At 42.1% G+C, this 26,258-nt stretch carries 28 protein-coding genes; 9 read left to right on the plus strand and 19 right to left on the minus strand.

The genetic code is table 11. From position 1 onward, the window contains the following. Nucleotides 1-103: 103 nt before the first annotated feature. Nucleotides 104-913: a 3'(2'),5'-bisphosphate nucleotidase CysQ gene (gene cysQ / locus SJ2017_RS20435; protein ID WP_055024210.1), complete on the minus strand. Its 810-nt coding sequence runs from the start codon at nt 911-913 to the stop codon at nt 104-106. Between the two features lie 111 nt (nt 914-1,024). Continuing rightward, complete coding sequence (gene nudE, locus SJ2017_RS20440; RefSeq protein ID WP_065110542.1) at nt 1,025-1,573, minus strand: ADP compounds hydrolase NudE; 549 nt, start codon at nt 1,571-1,573, stop codon at nt 1,025-1,027. Nucleotides 1,574-1,652: 79 nt separating this feature from the next. On the opposite strand from nudE, the gene yrfG reads away from it, so the two are divergent. Further along, complete coding sequence (gene yrfG, locus SJ2017_RS20445) at nt 1,653-2,318, plus strand: GMP/IMP nucleotidase (RefSeq protein WP_080917173.1); 666 nt, start codon at nt 1,653-1,655, stop codon at nt 2,316-2,318. 67 nt (nt 2,319-2,385) lie between these two features. On the opposite strand, the gene SJ2017_RS20450 is transcribed toward yrfG, so the two are convergent. The 12 genes from SJ2017_RS20450 to gspC form a co-directional block, all read right to left on the minus strand. Next, nucleotides 2,386-3,147 (minus strand): type II secretion system protein N, encoded by a 762-nt coding sequence (locus SJ2017_RS20450; protein ID WP_080917175.1) that lies wholly within the window; start codon nt 3,145-3,147, stop codon nt 2,386-2,388. Between the two features lie 12 nt (nt 3,148-3,159). After that, a complete protein-coding gene (locus SJ2017_RS20455; protein WP_080917176.1) occupies nt 3,160-3,636 on the minus strand; it encodes a type II secretion system protein M in 477 nt (158 codons plus the stop codon). 1 nt (nt 3,637) lies between these two features. Further along, nucleotides 3,638-4,840, minus strand: a complete 1,203-nt coding sequence (gene gspL / locus SJ2017_RS20460) for a type II secretion system protein GspL (protein WP_080917178.1) — start codon at nt 4,838-4,840, stop codon at nt 3,638-3,640. Between the two features lie 63 nt (nt 4,841-4,903). After that, nucleotides 4,904-5,905, minus strand: coding sequence for a type II secretion system minor pseudopilin GspK (gspK, locus tag SJ2017_RS20465; RefSeq protein ID WP_080917541.1), 1,002 nt, complete (start codon nt 5,903-5,905; stop codon nt 4,904-4,906). Next, nucleotides 5,905-6,639: a type II secretion system minor pseudopilin GspJ gene (gene gspJ / locus SJ2017_RS20470; protein WP_055024204.1), complete on the minus strand. Its 735-nt coding sequence runs from the start codon at nt 6,637-6,639 to the stop codon at nt 5,905-5,907. The genes gspK and gspJ overlap by 1 nt, the downstream gene beginning before the upstream one ends. After that, entirely contained in the window at nt 6,620-6,988 is a 369-nt protein-coding gene (gene gspI, locus SJ2017_RS20475) for a type II secretion system minor pseudopilin GspI (RefSeq protein WP_055024203.1), read from the minus strand. Before gspI ends, gspJ begins: the two co-directional genes overlap by 20 nt. After that, nucleotides 6,975-7,550, minus strand: a complete 576-nt coding sequence (gspH, locus tag SJ2017_RS20480) for a type II secretion system minor pseudopilin GspH (RefSeq protein WP_065110537.1) — start codon at nt 7,548-7,550, stop codon at nt 6,975-6,977. Before gspH ends, gspI begins: the two co-directional genes overlap by 14 nt. Nucleotides 7,551-7,570: 20 nt before the next feature. Further along, complete coding sequence (gene gspG / locus SJ2017_RS20485) at nt 7,571-8,005, minus strand: type II secretion system major pseudopilin GspG (RefSeq protein WP_055024201.1); 435 nt, start codon at nt 8,003-8,005, stop codon at nt 7,571-7,573. A gap of 65 nt (nt 8,006-8,070) precedes the next feature. Continuing rightward, the gene (gspF, locus tag SJ2017_RS20490) at nt 8,071-9,294 is read right to left on the minus strand and encodes a type II secretion system inner membrane protein GspF (protein ID WP_055024200.1); all 1,224 of its coding nucleotides are present in this window, start codon (nt 9,292-9,294) and stop codon (nt 8,071-8,073) included. Nucleotides 9,295-9,297: 3 nt separating this feature from the next. Continuing rightward, nucleotides 9,298-10,845, minus strand: coding sequence for a type II secretion system ATPase GspE (gspE, locus tag SJ2017_RS20495; RefSeq protein WP_174567627.1), 1,548 nt, complete (start codon nt 10,843-10,845; stop codon nt 9,298-9,300). A gap of 7 nt (nt 10,846-10,852) precedes the next feature. Further along, nucleotides 10,853-12,982 carry a type II secretion system secretin GspD gene (gene gspD, locus SJ2017_RS20500; protein ID WP_080917181.1) on the minus strand — a complete coding sequence of 710 codons (2,130 nt, stop codon included), beginning with the start codon at nt 12,980-12,982 and terminating at the stop codon, nt 10,853-10,855. Between the two features lie 25 nt (nt 12,983-13,007). Continuing rightward, a complete protein-coding gene (gene gspC / locus SJ2017_RS20505) occupies nt 13,008-13,928 on the minus strand; it encodes a type II secretion system protein GspC (RefSeq protein WP_055024197.1) in 921 nt (306 codons plus the stop codon). Between the two features lie 248 nt (nt 13,929-14,176). On the opposite strand from gspC, the gene hslR reads away from it, so the two are divergent. From hslR to SJ2017_RS20525, 4 genes are all read left to right on the plus strand, one after another. Next, nucleotides 14,177-14,575: a ribosome-associated heat shock protein Hsp15 gene (gene hslR / locus SJ2017_RS20510; protein ID WP_055024196.1), complete on the plus strand. Its 399-nt coding sequence runs from the start codon at nt 14,177-14,179 to the stop codon at nt 14,573-14,575. Between the two features lie 32 nt (nt 14,576-14,607). Beyond that, nucleotides 14,608-15,468: an Hsp33 family molecular chaperone HslO gene (gene hslO / locus SJ2017_RS20515; RefSeq protein WP_080917182.1), complete on the plus strand. Its 861-nt coding sequence runs from the start codon at nt 14,608-14,610 to the stop codon at nt 15,466-15,468. A gap of 256 nt (nt 15,469-15,724) precedes the next feature. After that, nucleotides 15,725-17,266 carry a phosphoenolpyruvate carboxykinase gene (locus tag SJ2017_RS20520; protein ID WP_080917184.1) on the plus strand — a complete coding sequence of 514 codons (1,542 nt, stop codon included), beginning with the start codon at nt 15,725-15,727 and terminating at the stop codon, nt 17,264-17,266. A gap of 175 nt (nt 17,267-17,441) precedes the next feature. Beyond that, complete coding sequence (locus tag SJ2017_RS20525; RefSeq protein WP_080917186.1) at nt 17,442-19,301, plus strand: M14 family metallopeptidase; 1,860 nt, start codon at nt 17,442-17,444, stop codon at nt 19,299-19,301. 66 nt (nt 19,302-19,367) lie between these two features. Here SJ2017_RS20525 and SJ2017_RS20530 read toward each other — a convergent pair whose 3' ends face one another. After that, nucleotides 19,368-19,706 carry a GIY-YIG nuclease family protein gene (locus SJ2017_RS20530; RefSeq protein WP_080917187.1) on the minus strand — a complete coding sequence of 113 codons (339 nt, stop codon included), beginning with the start codon at nt 19,704-19,706 and terminating at the stop codon, nt 19,368-19,370. A gap of 135 nt (nt 19,707-19,841) precedes the next feature. Here SJ2017_RS20530 and moeA point away from each other — a divergent pair, with 135 nt between their 5' ends. The 3 genes from moeA to SJ2017_RS20545 all read left to right on the plus strand — a co-directional run bounded on the left by moeA (nt 19,842) and on the right by SJ2017_RS20545 (nt 22,254). Continuing rightward, on the plus strand, nt 19,842-21,092 hold the full coding sequence (moeA, locus tag SJ2017_RS20535; RefSeq protein ID WP_080917189.1) for a molybdopterin molybdotransferase MoeA: 1,251 nt from the start codon (nt 19,842-19,844) through the stop codon (nt 21,090-21,092). 9 nt (nt 21,093-21,101) lie between these two features. After that, entirely contained in the window at nt 21,102-21,884 is a 783-nt protein-coding gene (moeB, locus tag SJ2017_RS20540) for a molybdopterin-synthase adenylyltransferase MoeB (RefSeq protein WP_080917190.1), read from the plus strand. 73 nt (nt 21,885-21,957) lie between these two features. Continuing rightward, entirely contained in the window at nt 21,958-22,254 is a 297-nt protein-coding gene (locus tag SJ2017_RS20545) for a putative hemolysin (RefSeq protein ID WP_055024190.1), read from the plus strand. A gap of 21 nt (nt 22,255-22,275) precedes the next feature. Here the strand turns inward: SJ2017_RS20545 and SJ2017_RS20550 are convergent, their stop codons facing one another. Beyond that, the gene (locus tag SJ2017_RS20550) at nt 22,276-22,485 is read right to left on the minus strand and encodes a DUF2986 domain-containing protein (RefSeq protein WP_080917192.1); all 210 of its coding nucleotides are present in this window, start codon (nt 22,483-22,485) and stop codon (nt 22,276-22,278) included. Nucleotides 22,486-22,687: 202 nt separating this feature from the next. After that, nucleotides 22,688-22,855 carry a YqaE/Pmp3 family membrane protein gene (locus SJ2017_RS20555; protein WP_065110529.1) on the minus strand — a complete coding sequence of 56 codons (168 nt, stop codon included), beginning with the start codon at nt 22,853-22,855 and terminating at the stop codon, nt 22,688-22,690. A gap of 153 nt (nt 22,856-23,008) precedes the next feature. On the opposite strand from SJ2017_RS20555, the gene SJ2017_RS20560 reads away from it, so the two are divergent. Continuing rightward, nucleotides 23,009-24,175, plus strand: a complete 1,167-nt coding sequence (locus tag SJ2017_RS20560) for a GGDEF domain-containing protein (RefSeq protein WP_080917193.1) — start codon at nt 23,009-23,011, stop codon at nt 24,173-24,175. Between the two features lie 42 nt (nt 24,176-24,217). Here SJ2017_RS20560 and SJ2017_RS20565 read toward each other — a convergent pair whose 3' ends face one another. Next, the gene (locus SJ2017_RS20565; RefSeq protein ID WP_080917195.1) at nt 24,218-24,913 is read right to left on the minus strand and encodes a TIGR01621 family pseudouridine synthase; all 696 of its coding nucleotides are present in this window, start codon (nt 24,911-24,913) and stop codon (nt 24,218-24,220) included. 54 nt (nt 24,914-24,967) lie between these two features. Continuing rightward, entirely contained in the window at nt 24,968-26,242 is a 1,275-nt protein-coding gene (locus SJ2017_RS20570) for a sensor histidine kinase (protein WP_244899817.1), read from the minus strand. Nucleotides 26,243-26,258 lie beyond the last annotated feature (16 nt).

A 26,258-nucleotide genomic window follows, 5' to 3' on the forward strand; every position in this document is an offset into this window, starting at 1 on the left:
AATGTTCATAATAATTTTTTATTCATTCAATAATCATAATGAGGCTTGTTCAGACACAAAAAAGCCCTCAATAGAGGGCTTAAGGCATAGTTGAATGCAAAAATTATTTAGTGAGAATATCATCCCAAGCTAAACTTGGACTGCCAACAACGATAAAGTTAGGGTTTTCGAGCGTTTCTCGTTCGTTATAACTCATTGGCTGTAAATTGATATCCATTAACGCGCCGCCAGCTTCTTCAAGAATAATTTGCGCTGCACCAGTATCCCACTCACCTGTTGGACCTAGGCGTACATAACAATCGGCTCGTCCTTCAGCAACAAGGCAACTCTTTAACGCTGCGCCACCAAGGACCACTAACTCACAACTATTAGGATGACTTAATAATTTAAGCACTGACTGCGGATCTTGACGACGACTCACTGCAAGTTTCAAACCTGACTGTTCAATGTCACCAATTTGTCTGCTCATGATGCGAACTTCATTCTTAGTATCACGCTTATACGCCCCAAGCCCAGCAATCGCGTAATAACAAACGTTTGTCATCGGCACGTAAACAATCCCCATAACAGGGCGATTATGTTCAACGAGTGCGATAATAACGGAAAAATCACCGCTGCCAGCGATAAATTCACCAGTACCGTCTAAAGGATCAACCAACCAATAACGCTGCCATTCAGCACGTTCTTCAAATGGAATATCGGCAGCTTCTTCACTCAAAATGGGAATATCTGGGGTTAATGCTGCGAGGCCGGCACAAATGATTTCATTTGCCGCTAAATCAGCTGAAGTGACAGGCGTATTGTCTGACTTAATTTCTCTGTCAAAGTCACCTTTGACATAAATATCTCGAATTTTTTGCCCTGCTTCAGTGGCAATTTTGATGACTTGTTCAATTACTTCTTCTGGCTTCATACCCACTCCAATCGCCAAATAATACGCTGAATACTGTCAAGTTAGTCCAACTTAGGCTTTTTTAGTAGCTTTCATCGGCTAATATTTTGTTTTTATTTTAATTAATAACCGCTATTTTGCTAAAAACTGCTGTGCAAGAAATAATGCACTGACACTTCGTGATTCAGAAAAGTCAGCATCTTCAAGCAAGGTTTGCCAATCTTCTAAAGGATATGGAATGACCTCTATTGGTTCAGGCTCATCACCTTCAAGGCGACTTTCATATAAGTCTTCTGCAATAAAAATCTGCATTTTACTGGCAAAGTAGCCAGGCGCTAAACTGAGCTCTTTTAATAAAGTCAGTTTGTTACTGGCAAAACCGATTTCCTCTTGTAGCTCTCGGTTAGCAGCCTCAGCGGCGTCTTCTCCAGGATCAATTAAGCCTTTAGGGAAACCCAGTTCATAATTATCGGTACCTGCGGCATATTCTTTGGCTAACAATAATTGACCTTGATGCACAGGGACAATCATTACTGCACCACGGCTACCGCCACTCATTCTTTCATATTGACGCTCTACGCCATTAGAAAACTTTAAGTGCAGCTGCTCAATTTGAAATAGACGACTTTTTGCTACTATTTCACGATGAAGGATGTCAGGCTTTTTATGCCGAGTTGTCATTAAAACCTCATATATGACGAATTTAGATAGACAAGTTACAATCTTACTACCCTAGCTATATTCTACAACTGGAATTTTCATGTTTCCTTGGCATAAGATAGACACAGTTTTACTCGATATGGATGGCACCCTACTCGATTTACACTTTGATAATCACTTTTGGTTATCTTTAGTGCCACAACAATTGAGCCAACAGCGGCAGATATCAGTAACCCAAGCGCAACAATTAGTCGAGCAATCTTACCAAAAGGTAGAAGGAACATTAGATTGGTATTGCATTGATTATTGGCAAGAAAAGCTTGGTTTGGATATTTTAACTTTGCATTATTCCTTGGCAGAGCGAATTCAAATGCGTCAAGACAGTATGCCCTTTCTTAATGCACTAAAAACAGCAGGGAAACAGCGGATATTAATGACAAATGCTCATCCCAAAAGCTTAGCATTAAAACTTGAACATACTGAACTTGCACACGGACTTGATGCAACTTTTTCAAGCCACGAAACAGGCTACCCTAAAGAGCACCCTAATTTTTGGGAGCATGCAATTCGTCAATTCAGTCTTAATCCAAGCCGTTGTTTATTTGTTGATGATAATGAGCACATTTTAGAAGCGTCGAAAAAAGCGGGAATTGGTTATCAACTTGGTATATCCAACCCTGACAGCCAAAAACCTCATAAAGACTTTGTCGACTTCCCTGCCATTCATGATTACCAAATGCTGCATCAGGATCTACTCGACGCGTAGATTACTTTTGGAATTAAAAACAAAAAAGGCATGTGATTAACATGCCTTTTCAATTGAAGCTGCCAGTCTACATACCTGGAATTACGCCGTTATAATTAATCGGGTAATATCCTTGGCTATCTTGCTTACCTAGGAAGGATAATGCTTGAGTAAGATCTTCTGGTTGTTCTGGTGTTGGCTTAATTTTAGCGCTGACAGAAAAGCGATTACTTTCGCCTAAACTTGCAATCCCTTCAATACCCATTTGGTTCATTGTGTCATCAGTATTTAACTGCACCATGCCATCAATACACTTCAACCCTAATGCAATGTTACCTAATGGATACTCTCCAAACTGGTTTTTTACATCAATACGATTTAAAAATAACTTACCTGACAGCTGTTCACACCATGGCTCACCTTGCTCAAGACGTTCAACAATCAAGCTAACATCACCATTCACTTTCGTTCTGAATGGCAGACGGCTATTACCTAACAAAAATGAATTTGGCGCTTCAAAACGTAAGTTTTCAGCTGATATACCTGATAACGCCCAAGTGATATCTCCTTGTCCACTAACTACTGTCGCACGATTACCAATGTTGACATCAAGATTCACTTGGCCAATAAACAATGCCCATGGGTTCATGTCCCAGCTCACTTGTTCAATTATGCGACGATCAATAGATACCAGCTCAGCATGACCTTGCCATAACGTGCCTGATACACCACTCACTTTTATGTTATTAGGTAACGGCGCAATGCCTACTACCCAATTAGCAGGAATGTAAGCCACCATAAAGGCGAGATAAATAACAACGCCTATTACTATTTTTTTAATCAAACTCACTACAATACCTGCTTACTTAGACAGCTGAATACGACGTACTTTGACAAAACCGGCCATATCAGACTCTGATAAATCCACACTTTCAAGGGTTAAGCCTTTTTGTTCAACCAGCTCATGTAAATAATTCAATAAGCTGTCAAAAGGCACATCATCCATCCACAACTGGATTTTATCACCCTGAGGCTGCATTCGTGTGATTTCTAACTTATATTGACCCGCAAGCTGATTGACCACAGAACTGAGGCTGCCAGTTGACGTTGGTTTTGAGCCTGATTGCTTCAAACCTGCGATTTTATTAGCCGTTTGTTTGACATAGTTGAGTGTTTGTAACTCTGATTGGTGCCTCATTTCAGCATTTTCAGCAGCTGAAGAAATCGGGCTCCAAATTCCCCAATATAAAATACCAATAATGACAAACACACCACAGCTGGCGACAAGCTGCTGCTCTCTGAGGGCTAAGCCTTTCCACCAAGCTTGCAAATTTTCCATCTTATTTGCCCCTCAATGTTAGGGTTGTATTCACTTCGTCTTCACCGCTATTGATTGCACCCATATCAAGGTCATATCGTGTTTCAACTAACTCTTTAAACTTATCGACTTGGTCATAAGTTTTGGCCGTCACTTGCATACGCAGTTCATTACGGTTGGCATCAAAACGTAAAGAATTTGGTTTTAAATCCGGTACCTTTTCAAAAGCATCTTTTAAGCCATCAAGCATTTCAAAAAATGCCGCTCCACCACCCTGGCCTTGCATACTGCGTAACTGAGAATCCATTTGCGAGCGGATATTAACAATACGATTAATACCTGGACTGACTCTTTTAAAAATCGCTTCACTTTGTTGCTTAACTTCAGCAGTTTGCGCTTCTAGCTGATAAATCGTTAAGCCTTTATTGACTAGAGATAAAACGATCGCTATCGCCATAATGATGGCGACATTACGCCATAACATTAAATGTTTACTGTATTCACGCTTTGGCTGATAAATGCCACTGAGTAAATTGATCGGCGCTTGGATAATGCCTTTAGCCAAAACCATCATAGGTAAATCTAAGGGTTTAGGCTCAACTTCCGCTCCCATAAAGACTAAATCTTCGCTGTAAGCTGCAATATTGAGGGGAGCTTGATCTTCTTGCTGTTCAGGCATCAGTTGAGGTAATGCAAAATCTAACCATGTTTTAGGCAGACTAACACCGCTTCCTTCACCCGTGCGTAATAACAGTTCATCACCCATATCCAGTGCCGCCCAGCGACACTGTTCTAATGGTAATGCTAAACAATCAGGTACGATACGTTTTACCTTCATACCGGCATCAAGCAGCCAAGATAACCAATCTTGCATTTGCTCATGGGCAACTGCAACCACGTTCAGTTGCTCACCATCACGTGGCCCAACGACAAAGTGCATATCTTCAACATCAGATGCAATCGTTTCTTCTAGCATAAAAGGCAATGCTTTCAATGCTTGGCGCTGGTTTTTCTCAGGTAATTCAATTTGAGTCAATGTCATGCTTGACGCTGGCACTAATACATCAACAGGGCGATTTCCAGCACGCTCAGTTAAACTTGATAGGCTTGCTGCATCACTTAACTCGCCAGAGGCGATAATTTCTTGCTCCTGCTCTGACCAAACTAGCCAAGAACATGGGCTTTCTGATGTTTTACCTAATCGGATAAAAAGCCGTTCAGACACTGTTACTCTCCACTGGCTGCAAGGGTTTCAAAAAACTGTGCAGCGGGTTGTTTCTCTTATTCATTACTGTTGCCCACCATACTGGCGAGTCAACACGTCAAATTTATCACCGCTTCGCTGTAGCACACTGTCCATTCTGAACATGGCATTATCAACTTTAGCGCCCGCTTTCAGTAAAAAGAAATTACTGTCCACTACAATACTCGATTTCATATTGCTCTCAGTCGCTAAACTGGCAAGCGTATTATTCTCCCAAAACTCTGCAGCAGTTTCGAAACCATCTGCAGGTCTTTGGTTAATCAAGCTTTCGGCATCACTCAATGAAATTTTGTTATCTAACATGCCAACAAGTAATGCGGCTTGTTCTACTTCAATGGTGTTGACATTCAATAACTGTTGGTTGTTACCTGGAATCGCGCAAATATAAGGTAATAACGTGGTATACACTTGCTGGTTATAGCCAATCACCGCCCTTAATTCACTATGATGACTCATCAAAGTATTCGCTGCTCGATACGGGATATTACGCGATTCATAATCCGCATCTTCAGCACCATAAGGCATAGAAACTGTGTCATCATCAATATAATCAACCAAGGTATGAGTCAGCCTTTCTGCACCAAACTCGTCCATCCCCAGTGCGACTAATAACGCTTTATATTGGCTTGCCGCTAAACTGAGCTTGGGCTGACCATTCTCAACCTCTGTCGAAGTCACAGATAACGCATTGATATTGAAACAGGAGCGCATATCCTGAATTTCGCCACCAATTTCACCGTACTCGGCAGGAAAAATAACATCAGCCAGTGCCCAATATTGTTGGCGATGCACAGTGCCATCACTGTCTTCCATATCTTGCTTTAAAATCTTTTTCGCTAACTCTTCTGCAGAAATAGCATACCAATATGCTTGGTCATATTGCGCCAAGTTTAACGTTCGGCGCATAGATAACTGGTTACGGCTGGTGATGTTGGTAGCGATAATCACAACCAATGCCACAATCAACAGTACAACTAATAACGCCACTCCGCGCTGTTTACGAAACCCCGGTAATTGTGACTTCATCATGTGTCGTCACCTTCAGTCTTTTCTCCGGTTTCATCAGTGTCGCTGCTATCGCTATTGTCACCGTTATTGCCACCACTATTACCACCGCTGCCGGTGCTTGAGCTATCTCCACCTTTAGGTAGTAAAAAACGACGTTCAATGGTGCCTAAGCCTTCAATCTCAACTTCCATCGCTATCGCAAGTGGTAAGGTAGAAGCATCAACTTTTCGCTCCCATTTATCACCTACAAAAAATGAATACTCAATGGAAACGACATCTTTCACGATTAAACTTTTTAACGGCTCTGCACCGACCTCTGGCTCTGGGTAAGGATAATACCAACGCTCTAAGCGGCCATCTTGAACAACATAAGCAACAGACTGCAAACTACCACGAGGTAACATGCCATCAGGATTCAACCAACCTAAGCGGAAAAACACCAAAGCTTCAGTTTCAGAATCCAGCATATTATCACCGGTTTGAAATACAGATGTTGTACGCTCACCATCAAAACCACGCTGAGTTCGCGCCACGATTTGGCCTAAGTCTCGCTCAATAATCCCAAACCCTTGTTGCAACGCTTTGAGTCGAACCGAAAACTCTTTGGTCGCTTCATCATTTTTCATCACAGTCGATAGCACAGCATTGGCGGCCAATCCGATCATGGCGAAAATGGCTATTGAGATCAGCATTTCTAATAGGGTAAACCCTAACTGATTATGCTTTTGTGATTTAACCTTCGTTGTGAACATAACTACTCACTTGGGCAACAGTTCGGTTAAACCTATCTTCATCGCTCACTAAAATTCTTATCATACGGAAATTGTCGTCTGTGGTTTTAACCACTTCTTGACGCCAATACCAATCTTTTCCTGCGAGTTCGACTTGGCCATTTTTAGTACCAAGTTCAGGAAATTGCTGAATTAATCTGGCTTCAACCATCTGATTACTCGCAACCCATTGCGCAAGGGTTCTTTCTTCTAATATCGGTAGGTTCGCCATTTGATCACCGATACTTTTCGTGACGGCAACGGCTGCAATCGAAAACACTGCTAACGCAACGATGACTTCGAGTAGCGTCATGCCTTTACAAGTCTTCATCGAAACTTCCTAGCGCTAATCGTCCCATTGCGTCACCGACAACTAAGACTTCAACTTCTTTGCCATTGGCATCATCAGTTAAAAAACTCAATTCAAATGTCGACATTTCACCGCTTGGAAATAACAAAATTTGCGGCTCTGGGTTTTTCTTCTTGTCTTCTTTGCTTTCATCAATGAGTGGCTCATCGAACCATGACTCATCTTCTTCATCGTCTTGTACTAATGGCAAACCGTCCAGTAGCAGGCTCATCATGACACCTTCCTCCATTTGTTGTGGAGCAAGCTGTCTATCGCCTGTTAGCGGTTCCCATTTACCGTCTTTGTAATATACAAATTGGTATTCATCTTCTTCTACGACAATCCCTAAAAACTGGCCACTGAGGATGGTTTCTTCAATCACTAACTCAGTGGTTGCTATAAATTGTCGAGCTGTTTTAGTTAACGCCTGCTCTGGTCCTGCTGTGCTCGTCGTCATGGTGACTGCTGCTGCAGTTAAGCCCATCAGCAGTGCAACCAATAACACCTCTAAAAGAGTGAACCCAGCTTGGCGTGTAAACTTCATTGAATTATCTCAAGCTTCCATTACTGGAAGTTTTGTAAATTCCAGTTACCAATATCGTCTTCAGTGCCCACTTGTCCGTCAGGACCTGCACTGAAAATATCGATACGACCATTCTCACCTGGGCTTAGTAGGTAATAATCATTACGCCATGGGTCTTGTGGTAAACGCTTTAAATAACCATCTGGACGGTAATTACGAGGCTCTGGCGAAGACGTTGGCTTTTGCACTAATGCATCTAAACCTTGGTCAGTTGTTGGGTATACACTGTTGTCTAAGCGGTACATATCCAATGCATTTTCTAAAGCTACAATGTCTGAAACTGCTTTTTGTAAATCCGCTTTATCTTTGTTACCCATTAAGTTGGGAACAACCATTGAGGCTAAGATACCCAGAATAACGATTACCACCATCACTTCTAAGAGGGTAAAACCACGTTGTTTACGATTGACTTGCATTGACGACTTCCTCCGATACGCACGACAAAGTGCGTGATAAAAATTACCTTAATAACCTAATCGGTTTAACCACTGATCAAGTTATTTAATTCTAAAATAGGCTGTAAAATAGCCATGACAATAAACAGCACCACTGACGCCATGCTAACAACAAGCATAGGTTCGAATACCCCTAATGCGATGTTCACATTAGATTCAAACTCACTGTCTTGGTTATCAGCAGCACGTTCTAGCATTTGCTCTAACTGACCACTTTTTTCACCCGATGCAATCATATAGAGCATCATAGGCGGGAAAAGTTTAGTATTTGTGAGCGCAGCCCCTAAACTAGTACCTTCACGTACTCTTGCAGTTGCATCATCAACTGCAGCGCGTACTTTCACATTCAATAATACTTCACTGGCAATTCTCATCCCTTCAAGAAGCGGAACAGAACTCGCAGACAAAATACTTAATGTTCGTGCAAAACGAGCGGTATTAATGCCCTTGCTGACCTTACCTATAACTGGCGCCTTTAATAACCAAGTATCAAAGTGCATCCGAAAGTTCGGTTTTTTGAGCATCTGCTTAAACAGTACAAACGCTGCGAATAACAGGCCTAGGACGACTAAGCCATATGCTTGCACAAAATCAGAAGCTAAAATCAAGAACTGGGTCGTTCCTGGTAACTCTTGCCCCATATGCTCAAATTGCCCCACAACTTTTGGGACAACGGCTGCTAATAATACGGCAATGACGCCAATCGCAACGACGGTCAATACAATTGGATAAATCATTGCTTGAGTGAGCTTTGACTTTAATTGCTGACGGCGTTCGGTGTAATCCGCTAAACGGTTCAATACCACTTCTAAATGGCCTGACTTCTCACCAGATGCCACCATTGCGCGATATAAATCATCAAAAACATGGGGATATTCGGCAAGTGAATCTGCCAAGCTATAGCCTTCAACAACACGAGAACGAACTGCCATCACTAGACTAGCAAGCCTGTCCTTTTCACACTGTTGACCTACTGCTTTTAATGATTCTTCAATCGGCAAACCAGCTGCAACCAGTGTCGCTATTTGGCGTGTAATAAGTGCTAACTCTGCAACTGAAATACCACGTTGGAATAATTTAAAGCCACCCGTTTTAGCTTTTGCTTCTTTCTCTGCAACCGGTTGTAGCTCTATTGGCATCAAGCGCTGTTCACGTAATTGACTACGTGCATGGCGAGCAGTATCAGCTTCAATGACGCCTTTTTGTTGTTTGCCATTGCTATCAAGGGCTTTATATTCAAACGCTGCCATTGATTATTCCTCGCGGGTCACGCGTAAAACTTCTTCAAGCGTTGTCACGCCATCAAGTACTTTACTCATGCCATCATGACGAATACTAGGAATGGTTTGGCGAACATACTTTTCAATGGCCAGTTCACCACGTCCACCATGAATAAGCTCTCGAACATTGTCGTCAACAACTAATAATTCATGGATACCAGTACGGCCTCGGTAACCGTTATGGCCACAGGCTTTACAACCATTGGCACGATAAATCACTCGAGTATCGTTCGCAGTGACGCCTAATAGCTCACGTTCTCGTTCATCTGGCTCATGCTCAATCTTACATTCATTACACAAGGTTCTGATTAGTCGCTGGGCCAATACACCAAGAAGACTTGAAGACACGAGGAAGGGTTCAACACCCATATCTTGTAAACGCGTAATCGCACCAGAAGCGGTATTGGTATGTAAGGTTGAAATCACTAAGTGACCAGTTAATGACGCTTGAACTGCAATTTGTGCTGTTTCTAAATCACGAATCTCACCAATCATTACAACATCAGGATCTTGACGCAGAATCGCACGTAAACCACGGGCGAATGTCATGTCGGCTTTCATGTTAACTTGCGTTTGCCCAATCCCTTCGAGTTCATACTCAATAGGATCTTCGACAGTCAAAATATTCGTATCTTTTGAGTTAATTTCAGTTAAGCCAGCATACAAGGTGGTACTTTTACCTGAACCAGTAGGGCCTGTAACCAAAATAATTCCGTGAGGCTTACGGATAATGGCATCAAATTGTTCACGAATTGACAGCGTCATACCTAACTGTTTCAAATCGAGATTACCGGTATTTTTATCCAGTAGACGCAATACCACGCGCTCGCCATGACTTGACGGCATAGTAGACACACGCACATCAACCGCTCGACCTGCTATACGCAACGAAATACGACCATCTTGAGGAACACGTTTTTCAGCAATATCAAGGCGTGCCATTACTTTGATACGTGATACCAACAGTGACGACAACTTGCGATTTGGCTTTAATACTTCTTTTAACACGCCATCGATACGGAAACGAACGACCAATTGTTTTTCGTACGTCTCAATATGGATATCCGACGCTTCTTCTTTAATCGCTTCTGATAATAATGCGTTAATTAACTTAATAATTGGCGCATCATCATCACCTTCCAATAAGTCTTCTGTTTGCGGCAATTCTTCGGCAAGAGTGAATAAATCCATCTCGTTACCTATATCTTCCATTAATTGCTGCGCTTCAGATGAATTAGCTTGGAAAGTTTGGGTTAACTTTGCTTCGAATTCTTCGACAGGTAATTGACTTAACACTAAGTCTTCACCAGCATAACGACGTACTTCTAACATCGCAGTCAGCGGCGTTTCACTGGTGTAATACAACTTCAGCGCATCGGCTTCTTTGGCTAATGCCAAGTTAAAGCGATGCGAAAAAGCAAACGGTAAGCGCTCACGACTGGTTGAGTGGAAGACCTCATCATTAAGCTCTTCCGATTCAATACCTAACTCGTTAGATACTTGCGCCAACTGCTCAGTCATTTCTGCTTCACTCATTGGCATCATCTTCTTGTTCTGCAGGCTGCTGATCTTTGGCTTTACTCTCGCTGATATGCTTTAGCGCTGGGTCGGTTTCACGCATCTTAGTTTCTAAACTCTTCCCTTCTTTGTAACGATTCAGTACTTCGTTAACTTCATCAGGCAAGTACGCTTCTTGATCCCACTCTTCAAGCATCGGCACATCAGTGTTTGGCATTAAGTTAACGCCACGTTCTTGTTGTTCAAGTTGCAATGCACGGAAGTAGTTGTACTTGCGGCCCGCAATGCCTTCCATGGTAATCCCGTCACGAATAATCGTCGGCTTAATAAATACCATCAGGTTCTTCTTTTTCACGCCACTTGAAGATGATTTAAATAAGTGACCAATGATTGGTAGGTCGCCTAAGAATGGCACTTTTTGCACTGATTCTTGAGTTTCTTCGTTAATCAAACCGCCTAAGACAACAATTTGACCTGAATCAGCCATTACAGTGGTGGTTAATCGACGAGTCGCAAATGTCACATCGACACCTGTTTTACCGTTAATACCTGACACTTCTTGTTCGATGGTTAACTTAACAGACGTTCCTTCGTTAATTTGAGGAACCACTTTTAACTTCACACCCACTTCTTTACGTTCAACCGTTTGGAAAGGGTTACTGTTACCATTACTTGAGTTTTGGCTACCTGTTAAAATCGGGACTTCATCACCAACAATGAACGACGCTTCTTGGTTATCTAGAGTTGTGATAGAAGGTGTAGCAAGTACGTTTGATTTAGTATCACTTGAAACAGCTTGAACTAGTGCACCGAAGTCACCAGCAGTGATCCCCCATGCCATACCATTCACTTTACCTAATGCTTGTGCCAATAAGGTAATATCACCACGGGTGTCTGGGTTTTCAGTACAGGTACCATTTTCAGTACAAACTGTAGTACCTTCTTCACCTTGAGCCTGCCAAACACCAGCACCGATTTCACCAATCGTTGGACCTAGGTTATTAAACTGAGTACCACCACCGGCTGTGGTTGCCCATTGCACACCAAAACCAACATCATCACCCTCGGCGACTTCTACAATGATAGCTTCAACTAATACTTGAGCACGGCGGATATCAAGTTGATTGACCACACTTTCAATTGTGCGCATTTGATCAGGATCGGCACTGATCACTAATGCGTTAGTATCAAGGTGCGCCATGATATTAATTTCTTTACGACGTTTATTACTGCTTTGACCCGCATCTTGATCAGATTGTAATTGCTCAGCAAATCCTGTTAATACTTCGACTAAATCCTCGGCTTTGGCATAACGTAAATATCTTACTTTCGTATTGCCCGTTGTTGCCTGCTCAGCATCAAGACGACGAATAAGTTCGACAACACGTTGGCGACTTTTTTCATCGCCACTAACAACGACAGCATTAGTACGCTCATCAGCAACAACTTTAGGCGCTTGACCTGGCATTTGTGCTTGATTAGCAGTTGAACGATAAAGGGTATCGATAATTCGAACGATTTCGCCAGCAGAGGCATACTCAAGCGAGACAACTTGAACTTCAGTGTCACCTTGTTTATCAACGCGGCGAACAATTTCGACTAACTTGTTGACCACGGCTGCACGACCAGAAATCATTAACACATTTGATGGGTCGTAGTTAACTACATTACCGCCACCCGCATTATCGTTTAACTGACGTAATAGTGGTGCAAGTTGTTTTGCTTCCGTGTTGTAAAGGGCAACAATACGAGTCACCATTTCATCGCCTAAACCAGGCTTACTATCATCAGCGACACGAATTGCGGCCGTTTTAGCATCTTTATCTTTAATGACCTTAATGACGCGGTTTTCCATTTCAACCACAGCATAGCCATAAACTTGCAGAACATTGAGGAAGAATTGATAGTACTGCTCATCATTTAATAAATCATAACTACGCACATTGATTTTGCCACGTACGGTCGGATCCACGATGATAGTTTTATTGAGGTTTTTGCCTACAATATTGATGAATTCTTGAATATCTGTGCCTTTAAAGTTGGCAGCATATTGTTCCGACCAAGCCGCTTGAGAAGCAAGCATTGCAATACCTGCAACAAACCCTGCTAATAACTTGCGTCGAATTCCATAACTCTTCATTATTTTCAATCCTCTACTGCCGATACTATTCAGGCAAACTAAATACTATTTCTACTAACTGCCCATCGCGTTCAACCATAACGCCGATTTCTGTTAATTCTTGTAACTGTGCCATTACTTCTAATGATTGTCCCATGTCGGTCAAATCATAGCCGTTAATGGATTTGGCTAAATCATTGGCTTTAAACCCAGCTGCGGTAAATAAGGTTTTATTCTTACCTGGGTTCAAGCGGTAGCCACTCACTCCGTCAGCTCCACGCACCGGAGAAATAGCTAAATAATCTGTTAATTTTCCTGGGTCTGCTAATAATTCATCACGCGAGTCGCTAATTTGCTGAGCAACTTCAGCATTTTGGCGGCGATCAATGCGCTGAACTTCACGATCTTTTTTAGCTTGTTGTAATGATTGGTTTGCCTGGCTTTGTGTGGTGTAGCTTAAGCCGTCTAGCATTAAGGTTTCGTAACGCCCAGCGTTAGTGATAATAATTCGGTCTGCATAGACTTCTTTTAATGAGGCCGATGTGCCTTTAATTTTATCGCCAAGACTATAGGTTTCTTGACTACCTTTCGATTCAATGACAGCAAGGCCATTGGTATCGGAAGTCGATGCAACCACACCAGTTAACAGAATAGACAGATTGGTTTTAGGGGCATCGGTAATTTGTTCGACGGGTGCAGGCTTTTTAGGGCGGCCATCGTCACTGGCATCTTTCTCACCAAATAATGACAACTTCTGAACACTACTTAGCTCCACTCGCTTCGCACTCGCAACGGATGTAGGTGAAGGTTGCCAAGCAACAGCTTGGCTATTAACTGGTATTAATTTCCAAGTAATCTGTGCTGTCAGTAATAGCACAATCACTAATCCCAACCAGAATACAGCGGTGCTTAACGGCTTTTGCGGTATCGCTGAAGCCTTCGTTATAATTTTATCTAATACATCCATATTCGGCTTGGACCCTCTATGCAGGTCGCTGTTCTAATTCTGTTAATTTAGGAAATACTGCATCATGCTAACCTACCCAGCTTATTGCAACAAGCCCGTAGCATATCGATTGGCGAAATTGCACCGAATATGCTACATTTGCGCGCCTAAAAACGCTGTGAGAAACACCGTTATTTGTGCGCTTTCCTACATTTTAAATATTAAAAATGTCAACCTTGTGAACTCATACCACTTTTGGGGGTGTTTAGATGGGCCAAGCTTCATCATCAGCAACATCAGTCAGACTCGATAAATGGCTATGGGCGGCGCGCTTTTATAAAACACGCTCGCTTGCAAAAGAGATGATCAATGGTGGAAAAGTACACTATAACGGTCAACGTACAAAATCCAGCAAGCAAGCTGAAGTCGGTGCCAAGATTCGTTTACGACAAGGCCACGACGATAAGGAAATAATTATTGCTCAATTGTCAGAACATCGACAAGGAGCGGCTATAGCACAGACGCTATATGAAGAAACAGCCGAAAGCATTAGTAAAAGAGAATTTAATGCCGAAGCCAGACGCTTAAATATTTTGAATAATCCTGCACCAGAAACCAAGCCGGATAAAAAACAGCGTCGTCAACTTATTCGCTTTAAAGATCTATAAAGACGATTAAAGCACAACAAACGAGAGTGAACATGAGCAAAGATATTTTACATCGCTACTTATTTGATAATGCCGATGTGCGTGGTGAGATGGTACAACTTGAAAAAAGCTATCAAGAGATTCTATCAGCCCATGAATACCCATTCGCATTGCAGCAACTATTGGGTCAATTAATGGCGGCAACGTCATTATTAACAGCCACAATCAAGTTTAGTGGTGACATTAGTGTGCAGCTTCAAGGTGACGGCCCTGTTTCGTTAGCCGTTATCAATGGCACTAATTTACAAGCGCTTCGTGGTGTTGCACGCTGGAAAGGTGAGTTAGCTGACGATGCATCCCTAACTGATCTAATGGGTAAAGGCGTAATGGTTATCACGCTGACGCCTGACGAAGGTGAGCGTTATCAAGGTATCGTTTCACTTGAAAACGAAAGCTTAGCAGCTTGCCTAGAAGAATATTTCAGCCAGTCAGAGCAATTACCTACTCGCATCACCTTATTTGCTGATGGCAAACAAGCTGCTGGTATGTTGCTACAAGTATTGCCGACTCAAACCGATGAAAACGAAGACTTCAACCATTTAATGGCCCTTACTGAAACCATCAAACAAGAAGAGCTTTTCACTTTAGATGCTGAAGACATTTTACATCGTTTATATCATCAAGAAGAGGTTCGCCTTTTCGATCCGGTTGATGTCACATTCAAGTGCACCTGCTCAAAAGAACGAAGTGCTAAGGCGCTAGCGACATTAGCACAAAACGAAGTAGAAACCATTTTGGCTGAAGAAGGTAAAATTGAAATGGGCTGTGAATATTGCCCAGCGGTTTACATTTTTGACAGTATCGATATTGCTGCAATTTTTGCAGGTAATTTTGAATCTACCACACAGCAATAACTGATCAACACAACACCAAAACTTTCACAAAAAAGCGCATTTAGCGCTTTTTTTGTGTAAAAAATCTATCTTAAAACTAAAAAATCACCCCAAATTACAAAAAAGTTACCAAACTGTTGGTTACCTGTATTGTTTATTACGTTACAATGACATCGCTAAATTAGCTTCAGCCTAAGCAAGCGATAACGTAAGTCATCCTAAATATAAATCGGCAACATAGACCGATAAACGACCTATTTACGACGGAGAAGACCCGATGACAGATGGAACAAACAGCGTACACTTCAACCTGACAAGCGCTGAATTAATTGAACTTGCTTTACAACGTAACGAAGGACAATTAACAGCCAATGGCGCATTAGTCGCTAAAACCGGTGAACGTACTGGTCGCTCACCAAATGATCGCTTTATCGTTCAAGAAGCCAATACCCAAGGTGATATTGATTGGGGTTCTGTTAACAAAGGTATAGCTGCAGATACTTTCGATGCCCTTTGGGGAAGAGTTGAAGCTTACCTTTCTGAAAAAGACATTTTTGTCTCAGAACTGGAAGTAGGTGCCGATGATGAGCATTATCTTCCTGTGCGTGTCACCACTGAATACGCTTGGCATCAAGTATTTGCGCGTAACCTATTTATCACTCCAACACATTTCAACCGTGGTAATAAAGACGTATGGCAAATAATGAACGCCCCAGAGTTTGTCTGTGACCCCGCTCGTGACGGTACTCACTCTGATGCGGTTGTGATGATCAACTTCGCCGATAAAAAAGTATTGCTAGCAGGGCTTAAGTACGCTGGCGAAATGAAAAAGTCGATGTTCTCTGTCCAAAACTTCTTATTGCCAGCTAAAGGTGTACTGCCAATGCACTGTTCTGCCAATGTCGGCCATGATGGTGATACAACCTTATTCTTCGGCTTATCAGGCACAGGTAAAACAACCTTATCAGCCGATCCAAAACGTTTTTTAATTGGCGATGACGAACATGGTTGGGCTCCGGGTGGCGTTTTCAATATTGAGGGCGGCTGTTATGCCAAATGCATCGACTTAAGCCAAAAAAATGAACCCGTTATTTGGGATGCGATTCGTTTTGGTACTGTACTTGAAAACGTCATGCTAGACGAAAATAGAGTGCCTGATTACACCAATACTGAACTAACCGAAAACAGTCGTGCAGCTTATCCACTTGAACATATTGCCCAACGTAAAGAAGAAAACCGCGGTGCAGAGCCTAATTCGGTCGTATTCCTAACATGCGATGTTTCAGGTGTCCTTCCGCCAGTTTCTGTGCTTACTAAAGAACAAGCAGCTTATCATTTCTTATCGGGTTATACCGCTAAGGTGGGGTCAACTGAAATGGGGTCAACATCTGCCATTCAATCGACATTCTCGACTTGTTTTGGAGCACCATTCTTCCCTCGTCCAGCAGGTGTTTATGCTGAACTATTGATGAAGCGAATCGAGTCTTTCGGTAGCCGAGTTTATCTGGTTAACACGGGCTGGACAGGTGGTCCACATGGCGTAGGTAAACGTTTTGATATTCCAACAACTCGTGCCATTGTCGACGCGATTGTCAGTGGTGAGCTTAAAGATGTGGAAACACAGCATATCGATAAGCTGAACTTAGCGGTACCCGTCGCAGTTTCTGGTGTTGATACTCAACTATTGAATCCAATTAACACTTGGGCAGATAAAGCTGAGTACAACAAATATGCACAGCAATTGGCAGAAGAGTTTACTGCAAATTTTGCCAAATATCAGGTATCTGATGCAATTAAAGCAGCAGGGCCCAATAGTTAGGTATTGCTAACTTTCATATTGTTTTATCTACACTAAGCCTCAAATGACATTGGGGCTTTTTTATTTGTTACATTTTAAACAACAAACAAAGCAACAACCTGCCCTTAACCTCTTGTCTCAATGTTGAAATAATTTATGATAAAACAACACACTTGCTCATTTTGTAGGGATATCTATGCGCCGCGTTTTACTTGCCAGCTGCATCATAAACTCACTTATTTCTTTTTCTAGCGTGGCGACACAGATCACTCCTCCTTCAGCAGGCTCTTTGCAGCTTAGTTCGGAATTTGCCAAACCGGTTTTTATTAACGATGTTATCTTGCCTCCCATTAAGCCTTGGAGTGGTTCAAGTGAAACGTTACTGCGATCTGCTGATCAATCTTGGTCAACGCCATTTGAACAAAACGGATTAACCACCAGCCCAAACTATGATGAAACTCATCAATGGATAACTAACCTTGTCGATAATAGTGAATTACTAACACAAGTTTCGATTGGGAAAAGTCCACAAGGGCGAGATATTTGGATGGTGGTTGCCTCAGAAACGGGGGCAACAACCGCCGCGGAATTATCACAAAGTAATAAGCCTACTGTGCTAGTACAAGCTGGGATACATTCTGGAGAAATCGACGGTAAAGATGCTGGGATGATGTTACTTAGAGACATCACTCAAGGTAATAAGGAACAATTACTGGATAAAGTTAACCTTCTGTTCGTGCCTATTCTGAGTGTCGATGCCCATGAACGCAGCAGTGAGTTCAATCGTGTTAATCAACGCGGGCCTGTTGATATGGGCTGGCGTACTAATGCACGCAACCTTAATCTTAATCGTGACTACGCAAAGTTAGACACCCTAGAACTACAGCATATGATACGAGCCATTAATATTTGGCAACCTGATTTATATATCGATGTGCATGTCACCGATGGCATAGATTATCAATACGATGTCACCTTTGGATATAACGTTAAAGAAGGCTACAGCCCAGCAAGTTTTGAATGGCTTGAAACCTATTACCGTCCTGAAATTGAATCGGCATTATCAGCTCAAGGGCACATTCCTGGTAAGCTAATATTTGCAATTGATAATACAGATTTATCAAAAGGCCTTTCTTATTGGAACCCAAGCCCACGGTTTTCTAATGGTTACGGTGATGCCCGACATTTACCCACTATTTTAATTGAGAACCATAGTTTAAAACCCTTTAAACAGCGTGTTTTAGGCACTTATGTCATGTTAGAGCAAACCTTGAAAACGGTAGCTAAGCATGGAACTAAACTCAAAGCCGCTATATATGAAGATAAATATCAGCATCCACAACGTATCCCCTTAACATGGGAAACCGTTGAGCAGCCTGGTTGGGACTTTAAAGGAATAGGGTACTCTTTAGAACAAAGTGAGATTAGCGGTAATGAGGTTGTTCGTTGGGACGGTCAACCAAAGTTATACCCAAATTTAACTGTCATGGGGAATACGCAGCCAGCTATTAATACCCTACGCCCCAAATATTATTACGTCCCAGCGCAGTGGCAACAAGTCATAGAAAGGCTATCAATCCACGGGGTGAGAATGACCACACTGACCAAGGCGAAAACAGTAAAAGTCGCGCAATATCAATTTTCCAATCCCGTATTTAATGCAAAAGACTACGAGGGTCGCCAACGTGTAAATGCCACCAGCAATAAAGTTAAGTTTGAAACTACACTCCCTGTCGGCACGGTTGAGATTTCGACCAATCAACCACTGGGCGATTTAGCAATATTATTGCTTGAGCCACAATCAGCAGATTCATTTTTCCAGTGGGGATTTTTCAATAGTATCTTTACTCGAACAGAATACATTGAAGATTATGCGGTAGAGCCAATGGCAGCCACTATGCTAGCAGAGAATGAAGCTTTAGCGAGTGAGTTTGCCCTTGCATTAAAAGATGAAGACTTTGCCAACGATCCTAAAGCCAGATTACGCTGGTTTTACGAAAGAAGTCCTTACTACGACAATCAATATATGAAGTACCCTGTATTACGTTCAAATTAGTCTTGGTAGGCTAAAATAGCGATACATTGCGTGCAAAAGGTAATTGTCCCAGCGCTTTGTATCGCTTTATTTCGGTTGATAGCTTGTGATTAATGCCAGCTTTTTTGTTCGAGACAGTTTTTTTACCGCAAGTTCACGTTTAGTGGCAGCACTGCGGTTGGCCACGGGTTCTTGATACACTAAATTAAGTGGCCCTTTACCACGTAAAAATTTAGCACCTTTTACTCCCTTTTCATGCTCACTAAAGCGGCGAGCAACATCTGTGGTAATCCCTGTATATAACTGCCCATCTCGACATTGAATCATATAAAGATACCAATTCGCTCCTTTCGCTTGCGACTTATCTACAGGCTTAGTTGACTGTGACGTTGACCCAATTGAGTCATCAGCTTGATTACTGCTCATCGATATAAAAAACCTTCGTTCGGATCATAGTTATCTGTGGCTATCATGGCATAATGCGGTATCAAAAATAAATCTTATGTTCTAAGCCTACCTTAGACAAACCACAACATGATGAACGTCATGTGAGGAGCAACGATGTCAACAAAATCTGATGCCTGTGCACAACCAGGCTTAATGGCACCCCAAGATGCAATTAACGCGCTTTTAGCACAAGTCAGTGTCATTGAAGATAGCGAGATGGTGGGCTTAAATGATGCTGTTGGGCGGATTTTGTCTGAAGATTTAGCATCATGTATTGATTTACCACCTTTTGACAATTCTTCTATGGATGGCTATGCCTTCCGTTTTGACGATTTAACAGGCGAGACAGCAACAACACTGACACAGGTCGGTACTTCTTTTGCGGGTCACCCATACACAGGGCCTATTAAACCCAACACTTGCATTCGAATCATGACTGGCGCCCCTGTGCCTGCTGGATATGACACAGTACAGATGCAAGAAAAGACTCAAGCGGATGGTGAAAGCATCACTATCGAACACCCTAGCGCCAAAGGCAATAGTATTCGCTATCGTGGTGAAGAGTTACTGGCAGGAACCAATGTATTAAAAAGCGGTACTCAAATTCGTGCAGCCGAAATGGGCGTACTGGCGACAATCGGAATTAGCCAAGTGCGAGTAAAGCGTCGCTTAACGGTTGCCTTCTTTTCAACAGGCGATGAACTCCGCCCTGTTGGTAGCGAGTTAGCACCAGGACAAATTTATGACTCTAACCGTTATTCAATTCAAGGTTTGCTAACTCAAGCAAATGTTGAATGGATAGACTTAGGTGTTATTGAGGATGATAAAGAAGCCATTCGTGGCGCTTTTAAAGAAGCGGCAGAAAGAGCAGATATGGTCCTTACCTCTGGCGGCGTGTCAGTTGGCGATGCTGATTACACTAAGCAAATTTTATCAGAAGAAGGTAAAATTACCTTTTGGCGTTTAGCCATCAAACCAGGTAAACCTTTTGCATTTGGTAAACTTGGCAACGCCGTATTCTGTGGTTTACCGGGTAACCCTGTTTCTTCAATGGTAACTTTTTATAAGTTCGTTTGGCCAATCATCAATAAAATGCAAGGGTTAACCCCTAAGCCAGCCTTAGTGGTCAATGCAACCCTATCAACGCCTATCCGTAAACAACCTGGCCGAGCCGAATATCAACGTGGTATTTTAAGCCGCAATGAGAACGGTGAACTTATTGTTGCTTCAACAGGTGGCCAAGGCTCAGGTATGTTGACCTCAATGAGTTTGGCAAATTGCTTTATTAACTTAGAGCAAGACCAAGGGGATATTGCCGCTGGTGCAACCGTTCACGTCGAACCATTTACCAGTGTGCTGTGCTAAGGAAATATCATGACTCAGATACCTCAAGATAATGAAGTCGATATTTTAACTGACAATGAAATGCTGCGTTATAGCCGTCAGATATCCATTAAAGCAATGGATATTGAAGGGCAAGAAAAGCTTAAACAAGCAAAAGTGTTAGTCATTGGAGCCGGTGGTCTTGGGTGCACGGTGACACAATACCTCGCTGTCGCGGGTGTAGGTGAAATGACCATTGTTGATTTTGACACTGTAGAGTTATCCAATCTACAGCGCCAAGTCTTACATCAAGATGCCAATATTGGCCAAGCAAAAGTCGACTCAGCCAAGCAAACACTTGCGCAATTAAACCCACTCATCACTATCAATACCATCAATCAATTTTTGGATGAGGATAGTATTGATGCGTTGGTTGCAGAACATGGGTTAGTACTCGATTGCACCGACAATGTTCAAGTCAGAGAGCAACTAAATCAAAGCTGCTTTAAACATAAAGTCAGCTTTATCTCAGCTGCCGCGATCAGAATGGAAGGCACTGTCACTGTTTTTGATTATCAAGCCAGCTCTCCTTGCTATCACTGTTACAGCAGTTTGTTTGGAGAACAGCAGTTGACCTGCGTCGAGTCTGGTATTCTAGCGCCAGTTGTTGGTCTCGTCGGCTGCATTCAAGCAACTGAAGCTATCAAAGCCATTAGCCAGTTTGGTCAAGGCTTAAATGGACGCATTTTAATGATTGATGCGATGACAATGGAGTTTCGAGAGATGAAACTACCAAAGCAAACTAATTGCTCTGTTTGTGGTGGAGAAAAGTAACAAAAACGGCAATTTGTGGTTATCTTGTCTATAGTTAAATAATGAAAAATAGCAGCGTAATCAGGATGCTAAAATGTTCATTGTTTTAAAGATAACCACTGTATTATCTTGCTTCAAAAAACACTGTGAGTTAATAAGCCCGCTTAGCTTGGCAATTTACAGTGTCATTTTAGGTAGCTTAACAGCCTGTTCAGGCGATGACATAACGCCGCTACATTCAACTAATCCTGCTTCGAATTATTGTTTAGATAACGATGGGACACTTGAAACCATTAAACACATCAATGGCGATATCTTGTTATGCACTTTACCTGACGGAGAAGTCATCGAAACTTGGGAATTATTTAGGCGGGATCACCAAAAAACCTAATCGATTTATAAGTGGTTAAACTTAATTTATGCCACTTTCAGCAAGTTTTACATCCTCAACACCTTGCAAATCTGCCGTTTCAGCACTAAGTAGTACTTTAGCTGCTTGTTCCTCTACTGCCCTATCCGCTTTTGAAATATATTTAGGTTTATTACTCGCGCCAGCCTTTTTCGCGTTGGCTTTTTTAGCTTTACCTTTTAGGGTTTGATTAATTTTTTTACGTCGGTTCATCTTAGTATTACCCTAAAGTACATATAAAAAAGCGGTTTCATTACAGCTCTGCCAGTCGAGGGGGGAATTTTACAATCTATACACCAAAATACCAATTCAAAATCGCTTCAACCATCGACGCAATTAAGAATTGGCCTTTCTGTTACAGCTACTCACTCATAAAAAGTGCTTGTTGCTCATTCGAGCTGTTGTCGCTAAATGCCTATTCTTGTATTACAACCCAAATGGCATGGAGTAAACCAGGAATGAAAAATAACAGACACAAGATAACGTTAATAAGTAAGTCTTTCCCCACACCTTTTTTCAAAAAAACCGCAACCGGTGGCAATAAAATAGCAATGATAATGAGTAATAGTTTATTTGTATCCATAAGTGTTTAATCCTTTATTTGTAAGTGAATCAATTTAATTACAGCTCAACTGCAACAATTTGTTAAACAGTTCAAATATCATTATGATGATTAAGAAATAAAATTTATCCTTGATTTTTAATCATTTAAGCTAATTGCTATGTAGAAGGTGCGATGATAGAAAACAGTAGCCTTATTCTCGTTCAAGTTATTTGCCTATTAAGCTTCGCAGCGACAATAGCTTGGACAGTTATGGTCACCCCAATGCGAGTTGCGCCTAGCGCAAGTTGGCGATTCGCATTAGCTAATTTTTCTATCTTGATAGGTATGTTGCTGTATACCCAGCGCACATTTGAACCCAGTTACCTGCATTGGCTCATTGCAGATAATATTATTCTAGTCGGTTTTTGCTTATTGCGCTGGGGAGCCCAGCGTTTATATCATCTCAATTCCAGTTATCAGTTTGATATTGGCGTATTACTGGTCACCTGTGGCTTCATGCTCATGGTACAACCCCAAGCAGAAAATGCGTCCTATCTCATGATCATCTTATCCTTGGCCGCCTCGGTGTTATTTTTCATGTTAGCCAAAGATCATTACACCGCTTTCAAAGCTAACTTTACCGCTTTTGCCACTTACTGGCTGGTTGTCCCTATTTTCTTAATTGGTTTATTGTTCTTTATCCGCTCGGTAATTTTAATTATCTATCCAGAAAAAGTAGCCACCTATGCAGCTTTTAACACTGAACAATCCATCCCTGTTCTTTGGACTTACATCGTCCTTATTTTAGTCGTCAACATTCTCATTATTGGCAACACCATTAATCGCCTAGTCGTTAAAATAATGACACTTGCTAACAAAGATCCTTTAACAGATCTTTGGAATCGAAATGCATTACAGAAAAAGTTAACCGCTGAACATGATCGCTGGCTGCGAGATAAAGTGATGTATAGTGTCGTGTTAATCGACATAGACCACTTCAAACAAATTAATGACACTCACGGGCATACCGCAGGGGATGAAGTATTAAAGCTGACCGCTAAACGGCTTAGTAAAGTGACTAGAAAAATAGACTTTTTGTGCCGTTTTGGCGGAGAAGAGTTTGTACTAATTTTACCTAACACCACTGAGCAACAAGTTCTTTGTGTTGCAGATAAGCTGCAACAGACGCTCGCAGAGATTGACTTTAAATGGCAAGGTACACCGATTCAAATACAAGCGAGTATTGGCTGTGTCACCATCACGGAATCACTAGCTGTAGATTCGCTATTACAGTTGGCAGATAAAGCGATGTATGAAGCAAAAGCCAGTGGTCGTAACTGTATCAAAAGTGCTAATTAGCCATACAGTCTCGGACATCAAGCTTGATTTTCCAACTTAAGCCTAAATCGCTGACGGTTTAGTTTTGGCTTTCGGCCAATCTAGTGCTGCCGGAGTCTTCCAATCACCTTGTAATTGCTTAATGACCTTTTCATTTGAAAAGATCTCACCAGAGACTGGAAATTGGTTTATGTGATAATGCTGCCCTTTGTAATAAAAATCTAATGCCATTGCATGCAAATAACAACGATCGCTTTGTTCGGCGCCATAAAGCGTGTCTCCAATTATCGGAACGCCAATACTGGCCAAGGCAACTCGTAACTGATGGGTTTTACCACTTAACGGTTTTAATAGGTACAGTCGCAAACCGTGTTCTAGCGAGTAAGAGAAAAACTGAGTGATAGCAGGATTCTCTTTGCTGCGAAGCAATTTATACATACTACGCCGAGATTTACTCATGTCACCGATAACCCAACCTTGCTTTTTTTTCGGTTTACCCTGAGCAATGGCGACATAGTATTTTTGAATACGATGATCAGTAAACAACGCGGTAAACTCCGCTGCAGCTTGGGCAGATTTGGCTAAAATAAGCAGCCCCGAGGTTGGTGTATCTAAACGATGAACACTAAATAGCTTAATACCTAAATCAGCCTCAACTTGAGCAACCACTCCTGCACTGCCATCTTGGCTGTGGAAATGCACATTAGGAGATTTATTGATCACAATAAAGTCAGGGTGTTGCTCAACGATTTGATACATAGACTGATTTCTGTTGGGGAAAATGAGTAAGGTTTATCTGTTTTACCAGCTGGCTTAAAACTGAATGTCGACAATCAAACCTGGGTGATTATCTTTAAGTTCAATAGTAGCATGATGACGGGATAAAATCGCTTTCACCATTGATAAACCAAGCCCTGTCCCCTTGTGGTGACGACTTGGGTCAAGCCTCACAAGACGCTCAAATACTCGCTCTTTGTCTTCGTCACTGATCCCGGGGCCGTTATCAATAATCTGCACAGTGCGCCCAGTTTGAACAATTTTAATCTCGGCATCTTCAGGCGCATATTTAATAGCGTTATCAACTAAGTTAAACAGCGCTTGGAATAACAAATATTTATCGCCTGAAATGGTCACATCATTAGCCACACTTAGTGACAAGGTTTGCTGCTTCGACTCCGCAACCACCTCTGCCATTTCAAACAAGTCTTCACATAATAACTGCAAACTCACAGGCTGTTTATCTAACGTCTGCTGGCCTTCTTCAATGCGTGTTAATGACAGCATCGCATCAAAAGTCGCTAAACAATGATCCAGTTCTTCAAGTAGCATAGCCGTGAGTTCTGGCACCTGTTCAGCTGGTTTACTCGGTAACTGCTCAATACCTATGCGCAAATGTGATAAAGGTGTTCGTAAGTCATGGGCAATATTATCGGTCACGCCTCGCACTGACATTAAATTATGCTCAAGCGTATCTAACACTCGGTTAAATTGTCCGGCTAACATGTCGAATTCATCTTGATTATGACTAACGGGCAAACGGGTGTCGTACTCGCCTTGTTCAATTTTCTCACTAAGTAAATTGTACTGTACCAATCGTCTTAAAATGGCTTTGGAAAACACAAAACCAACCGCAAGAGTGATGCCCAAAGTAAACGCAACCGCCCAAAAAGCAGCATTGATAAACTTCTCAATTAAGGCTGACAAATTATCGGTTCGAGTTGCAATCAGCATAGGCCCGTAATGGGTCATGACGATTCCGCCAGTGAGGATATGTAGCTTATCTGGGCCACCCGTCAAAATCGGAAAGTCACGGGTTTTAGGCAATAGCGGCATGTTGTCTGGCACAAAACTTAATGCACCAACCATATCAACACTGTTACGCCATGCTATGAGCGCAGTTTTGGGATCCGCTGCGCGTATTTGGGCTGCAAAGCTGCGACGGTCAACCGTTAAGGCTAACTGCTGATAACGTTGCATTTCTGTGGCAAGGTGCTGCTCGACTTGGTTTTCCTGTTCAATCACCAATTGCCGATAGAGCCCAAACACCAGTAACACAATGAGTAAGGTTACCAGTGTTGAGAAAATCAGCGTAATTCGCCAAGCA

Origin of the sequence: Shewanella japonica, assembly GCF_002075795.1 — a bacterium.
In the GTDB taxonomy this organism is placed as follows: Bacteria; Pseudomonadota; Gammaproteobacteria; order Enterobacterales; family Shewanellaceae; genus Shewanella; species Shewanella japonica.

Excerpts from the sequence above, each read along its gene's own strand:
- SJ2017_RS20530 (WP_080917187.1), bottom strand. The coding sequence starts at position 19,706 with ATGAGCAGTAATCAAGCTGATGACTCAATTGGGTCAACGTCACAGTCA.
- gspF (WP_055024200.1), bottom strand. The coding sequence starts at position 9,294 with ATGGCAGCGTTTGAATATAAAGCCCTTGATAGCAATGGCAAACAACAA.
- SJ2017_RS20550 (WP_080917192.1), bottom strand. The coding sequence starts at position 22,485 with ATGAACCGACGTAAAAAAATTAATCAAACCCTAAAAGGTAAAGCTAAA.
- nudE (WP_065110542.1), bottom strand. The coding sequence starts at position 1,573 with ATGACAACTCGGCATAAAAAGCCTGACATCCTTCATCGTGAAATAGTA.
- moeB (WP_080917190.1), top strand. The coding sequence starts at position 21,102 with ATGACTCAGATACCTCAAGATAATGAAGTCGATATTTTAACTGACAAT.
- hslR (WP_055024196.1), top strand. The coding sequence starts at position 14,177 with ATGGGCCAAGCTTCATCATCAGCAACATCAGTCAGACTCGATAAATGG.
- cysQ (WP_055024210.1), bottom strand. The coding sequence starts at position 913 with ATGAAGCCAGAAGAAGTAATTGAACAAGTCATCAAAATTGCCACTGAA.
- SJ2017_RS20545 (WP_055024190.1), top strand. The coding sequence starts at position 21,958 with ATGTTCATTGTTTTAAAGATAACCACTGTATTATCTTGCTTCAAAAAA.
- gspH (WP_065110537.1), bottom strand. The coding sequence starts at position 7,550 with ATGAAGTTTACACGCCAAGCTGGGTTCACTCTTTTAGAGGTGTTATTG.
- hslO (WP_080917182.1), top strand. The coding sequence starts at position 14,608 with ATGAGCAAAGATATTTTACATCGCTACTTATTTGATAATGCCGATGTG.
- SJ2017_RS20525 (WP_080917186.1), top strand. The coding sequence starts at position 17,442 with ATGCGCCGCGTTTTACTTGCCAGCTGCATCATAAACTCACTTATTTCT.
- gspI (WP_055024203.1), bottom strand. The coding sequence starts at position 6,988 with ATGAAGACTTGTAAAGGCATGACGCTACTCGAAGTCATCGTTGCGTTA.
- gspJ (WP_055024204.1), bottom strand. The coding sequence starts at position 6,639 with ATGTTCACAACGAAGGTTAAATCACAAAAGCATAATCAGTTAGGGTTT.
- SJ2017_RS20455 (WP_080917176.1), bottom strand. The coding sequence starts at position 3,636 with ATGGAAAATTTGCAAGCTTGGTGGAAAGGCTTAGCCCTCAGAGAGCAG.
- SJ2017_RS20560 (WP_080917193.1), top strand. The coding sequence starts at position 23,009 with ATGATAGAAAACAGTAGCCTTATTCTCGTTCAAGTTATTTGCCTATTA.
- yrfG (WP_080917173.1), top strand. The coding sequence starts at position 1,653 with ATGTTTCCTTGGCATAAGATAGACACAGTTTTACTCGATATGGATGGC.
- SJ2017_RS20565 (WP_080917195.1), bottom strand. The coding sequence starts at position 24,913 with ATGTATCAAATCGTTGAGCAACACCCTGACTTTATTGTGATCAATAAA.
- moeA (WP_080917189.1), top strand. The coding sequence starts at position 19,842 with ATGTCAACAAAATCTGATGCCTGTGCACAACCAGGCTTAATGGCACCC.
- gspD (WP_080917181.1), bottom strand. The coding sequence starts at position 12,982 with ATGAAGAGTTATGGAATTCGACGCAAGTTATTAGCAGGGTTTGTTGCA.
- gspG (WP_055024201.1), bottom strand. The coding sequence starts at position 8,005 with ATGCAAGTCAATCGTAAACAACGTGGTTTTACCCTCTTAGAAGTGATG.
- gspK (WP_080917541.1), bottom strand. The coding sequence starts at position 5,905 with ATGAAGTCACAATTACCGGGGTTTCGTAAACAGCGCGGAGTGGCGTTA.
- gspC (WP_055024197.1), bottom strand. The coding sequence starts at position 13,928 with ATGGATGTATTAGATAAAATTATAACGAAGGCTTCAGCGATACCGCAA.
- SJ2017_RS20555 (WP_065110529.1), bottom strand. The coding sequence starts at position 22,855 with ATGGATACAAATAAACTATTACTCATTATCATTGCTATTTTATTGCCA.
- SJ2017_RS20520 (WP_080917184.1), top strand. The coding sequence starts at position 15,725 with ATGACAGATGGAACAAACAGCGTACACTTCAACCTGACAAGCGCTGAA.
- gspE (WP_174567627.1), bottom strand. The coding sequence starts at position 10,845 with ATGACTGAGCAGTTGGCGCAAGTATCTAACGAGTTAGGTATTGAATCG.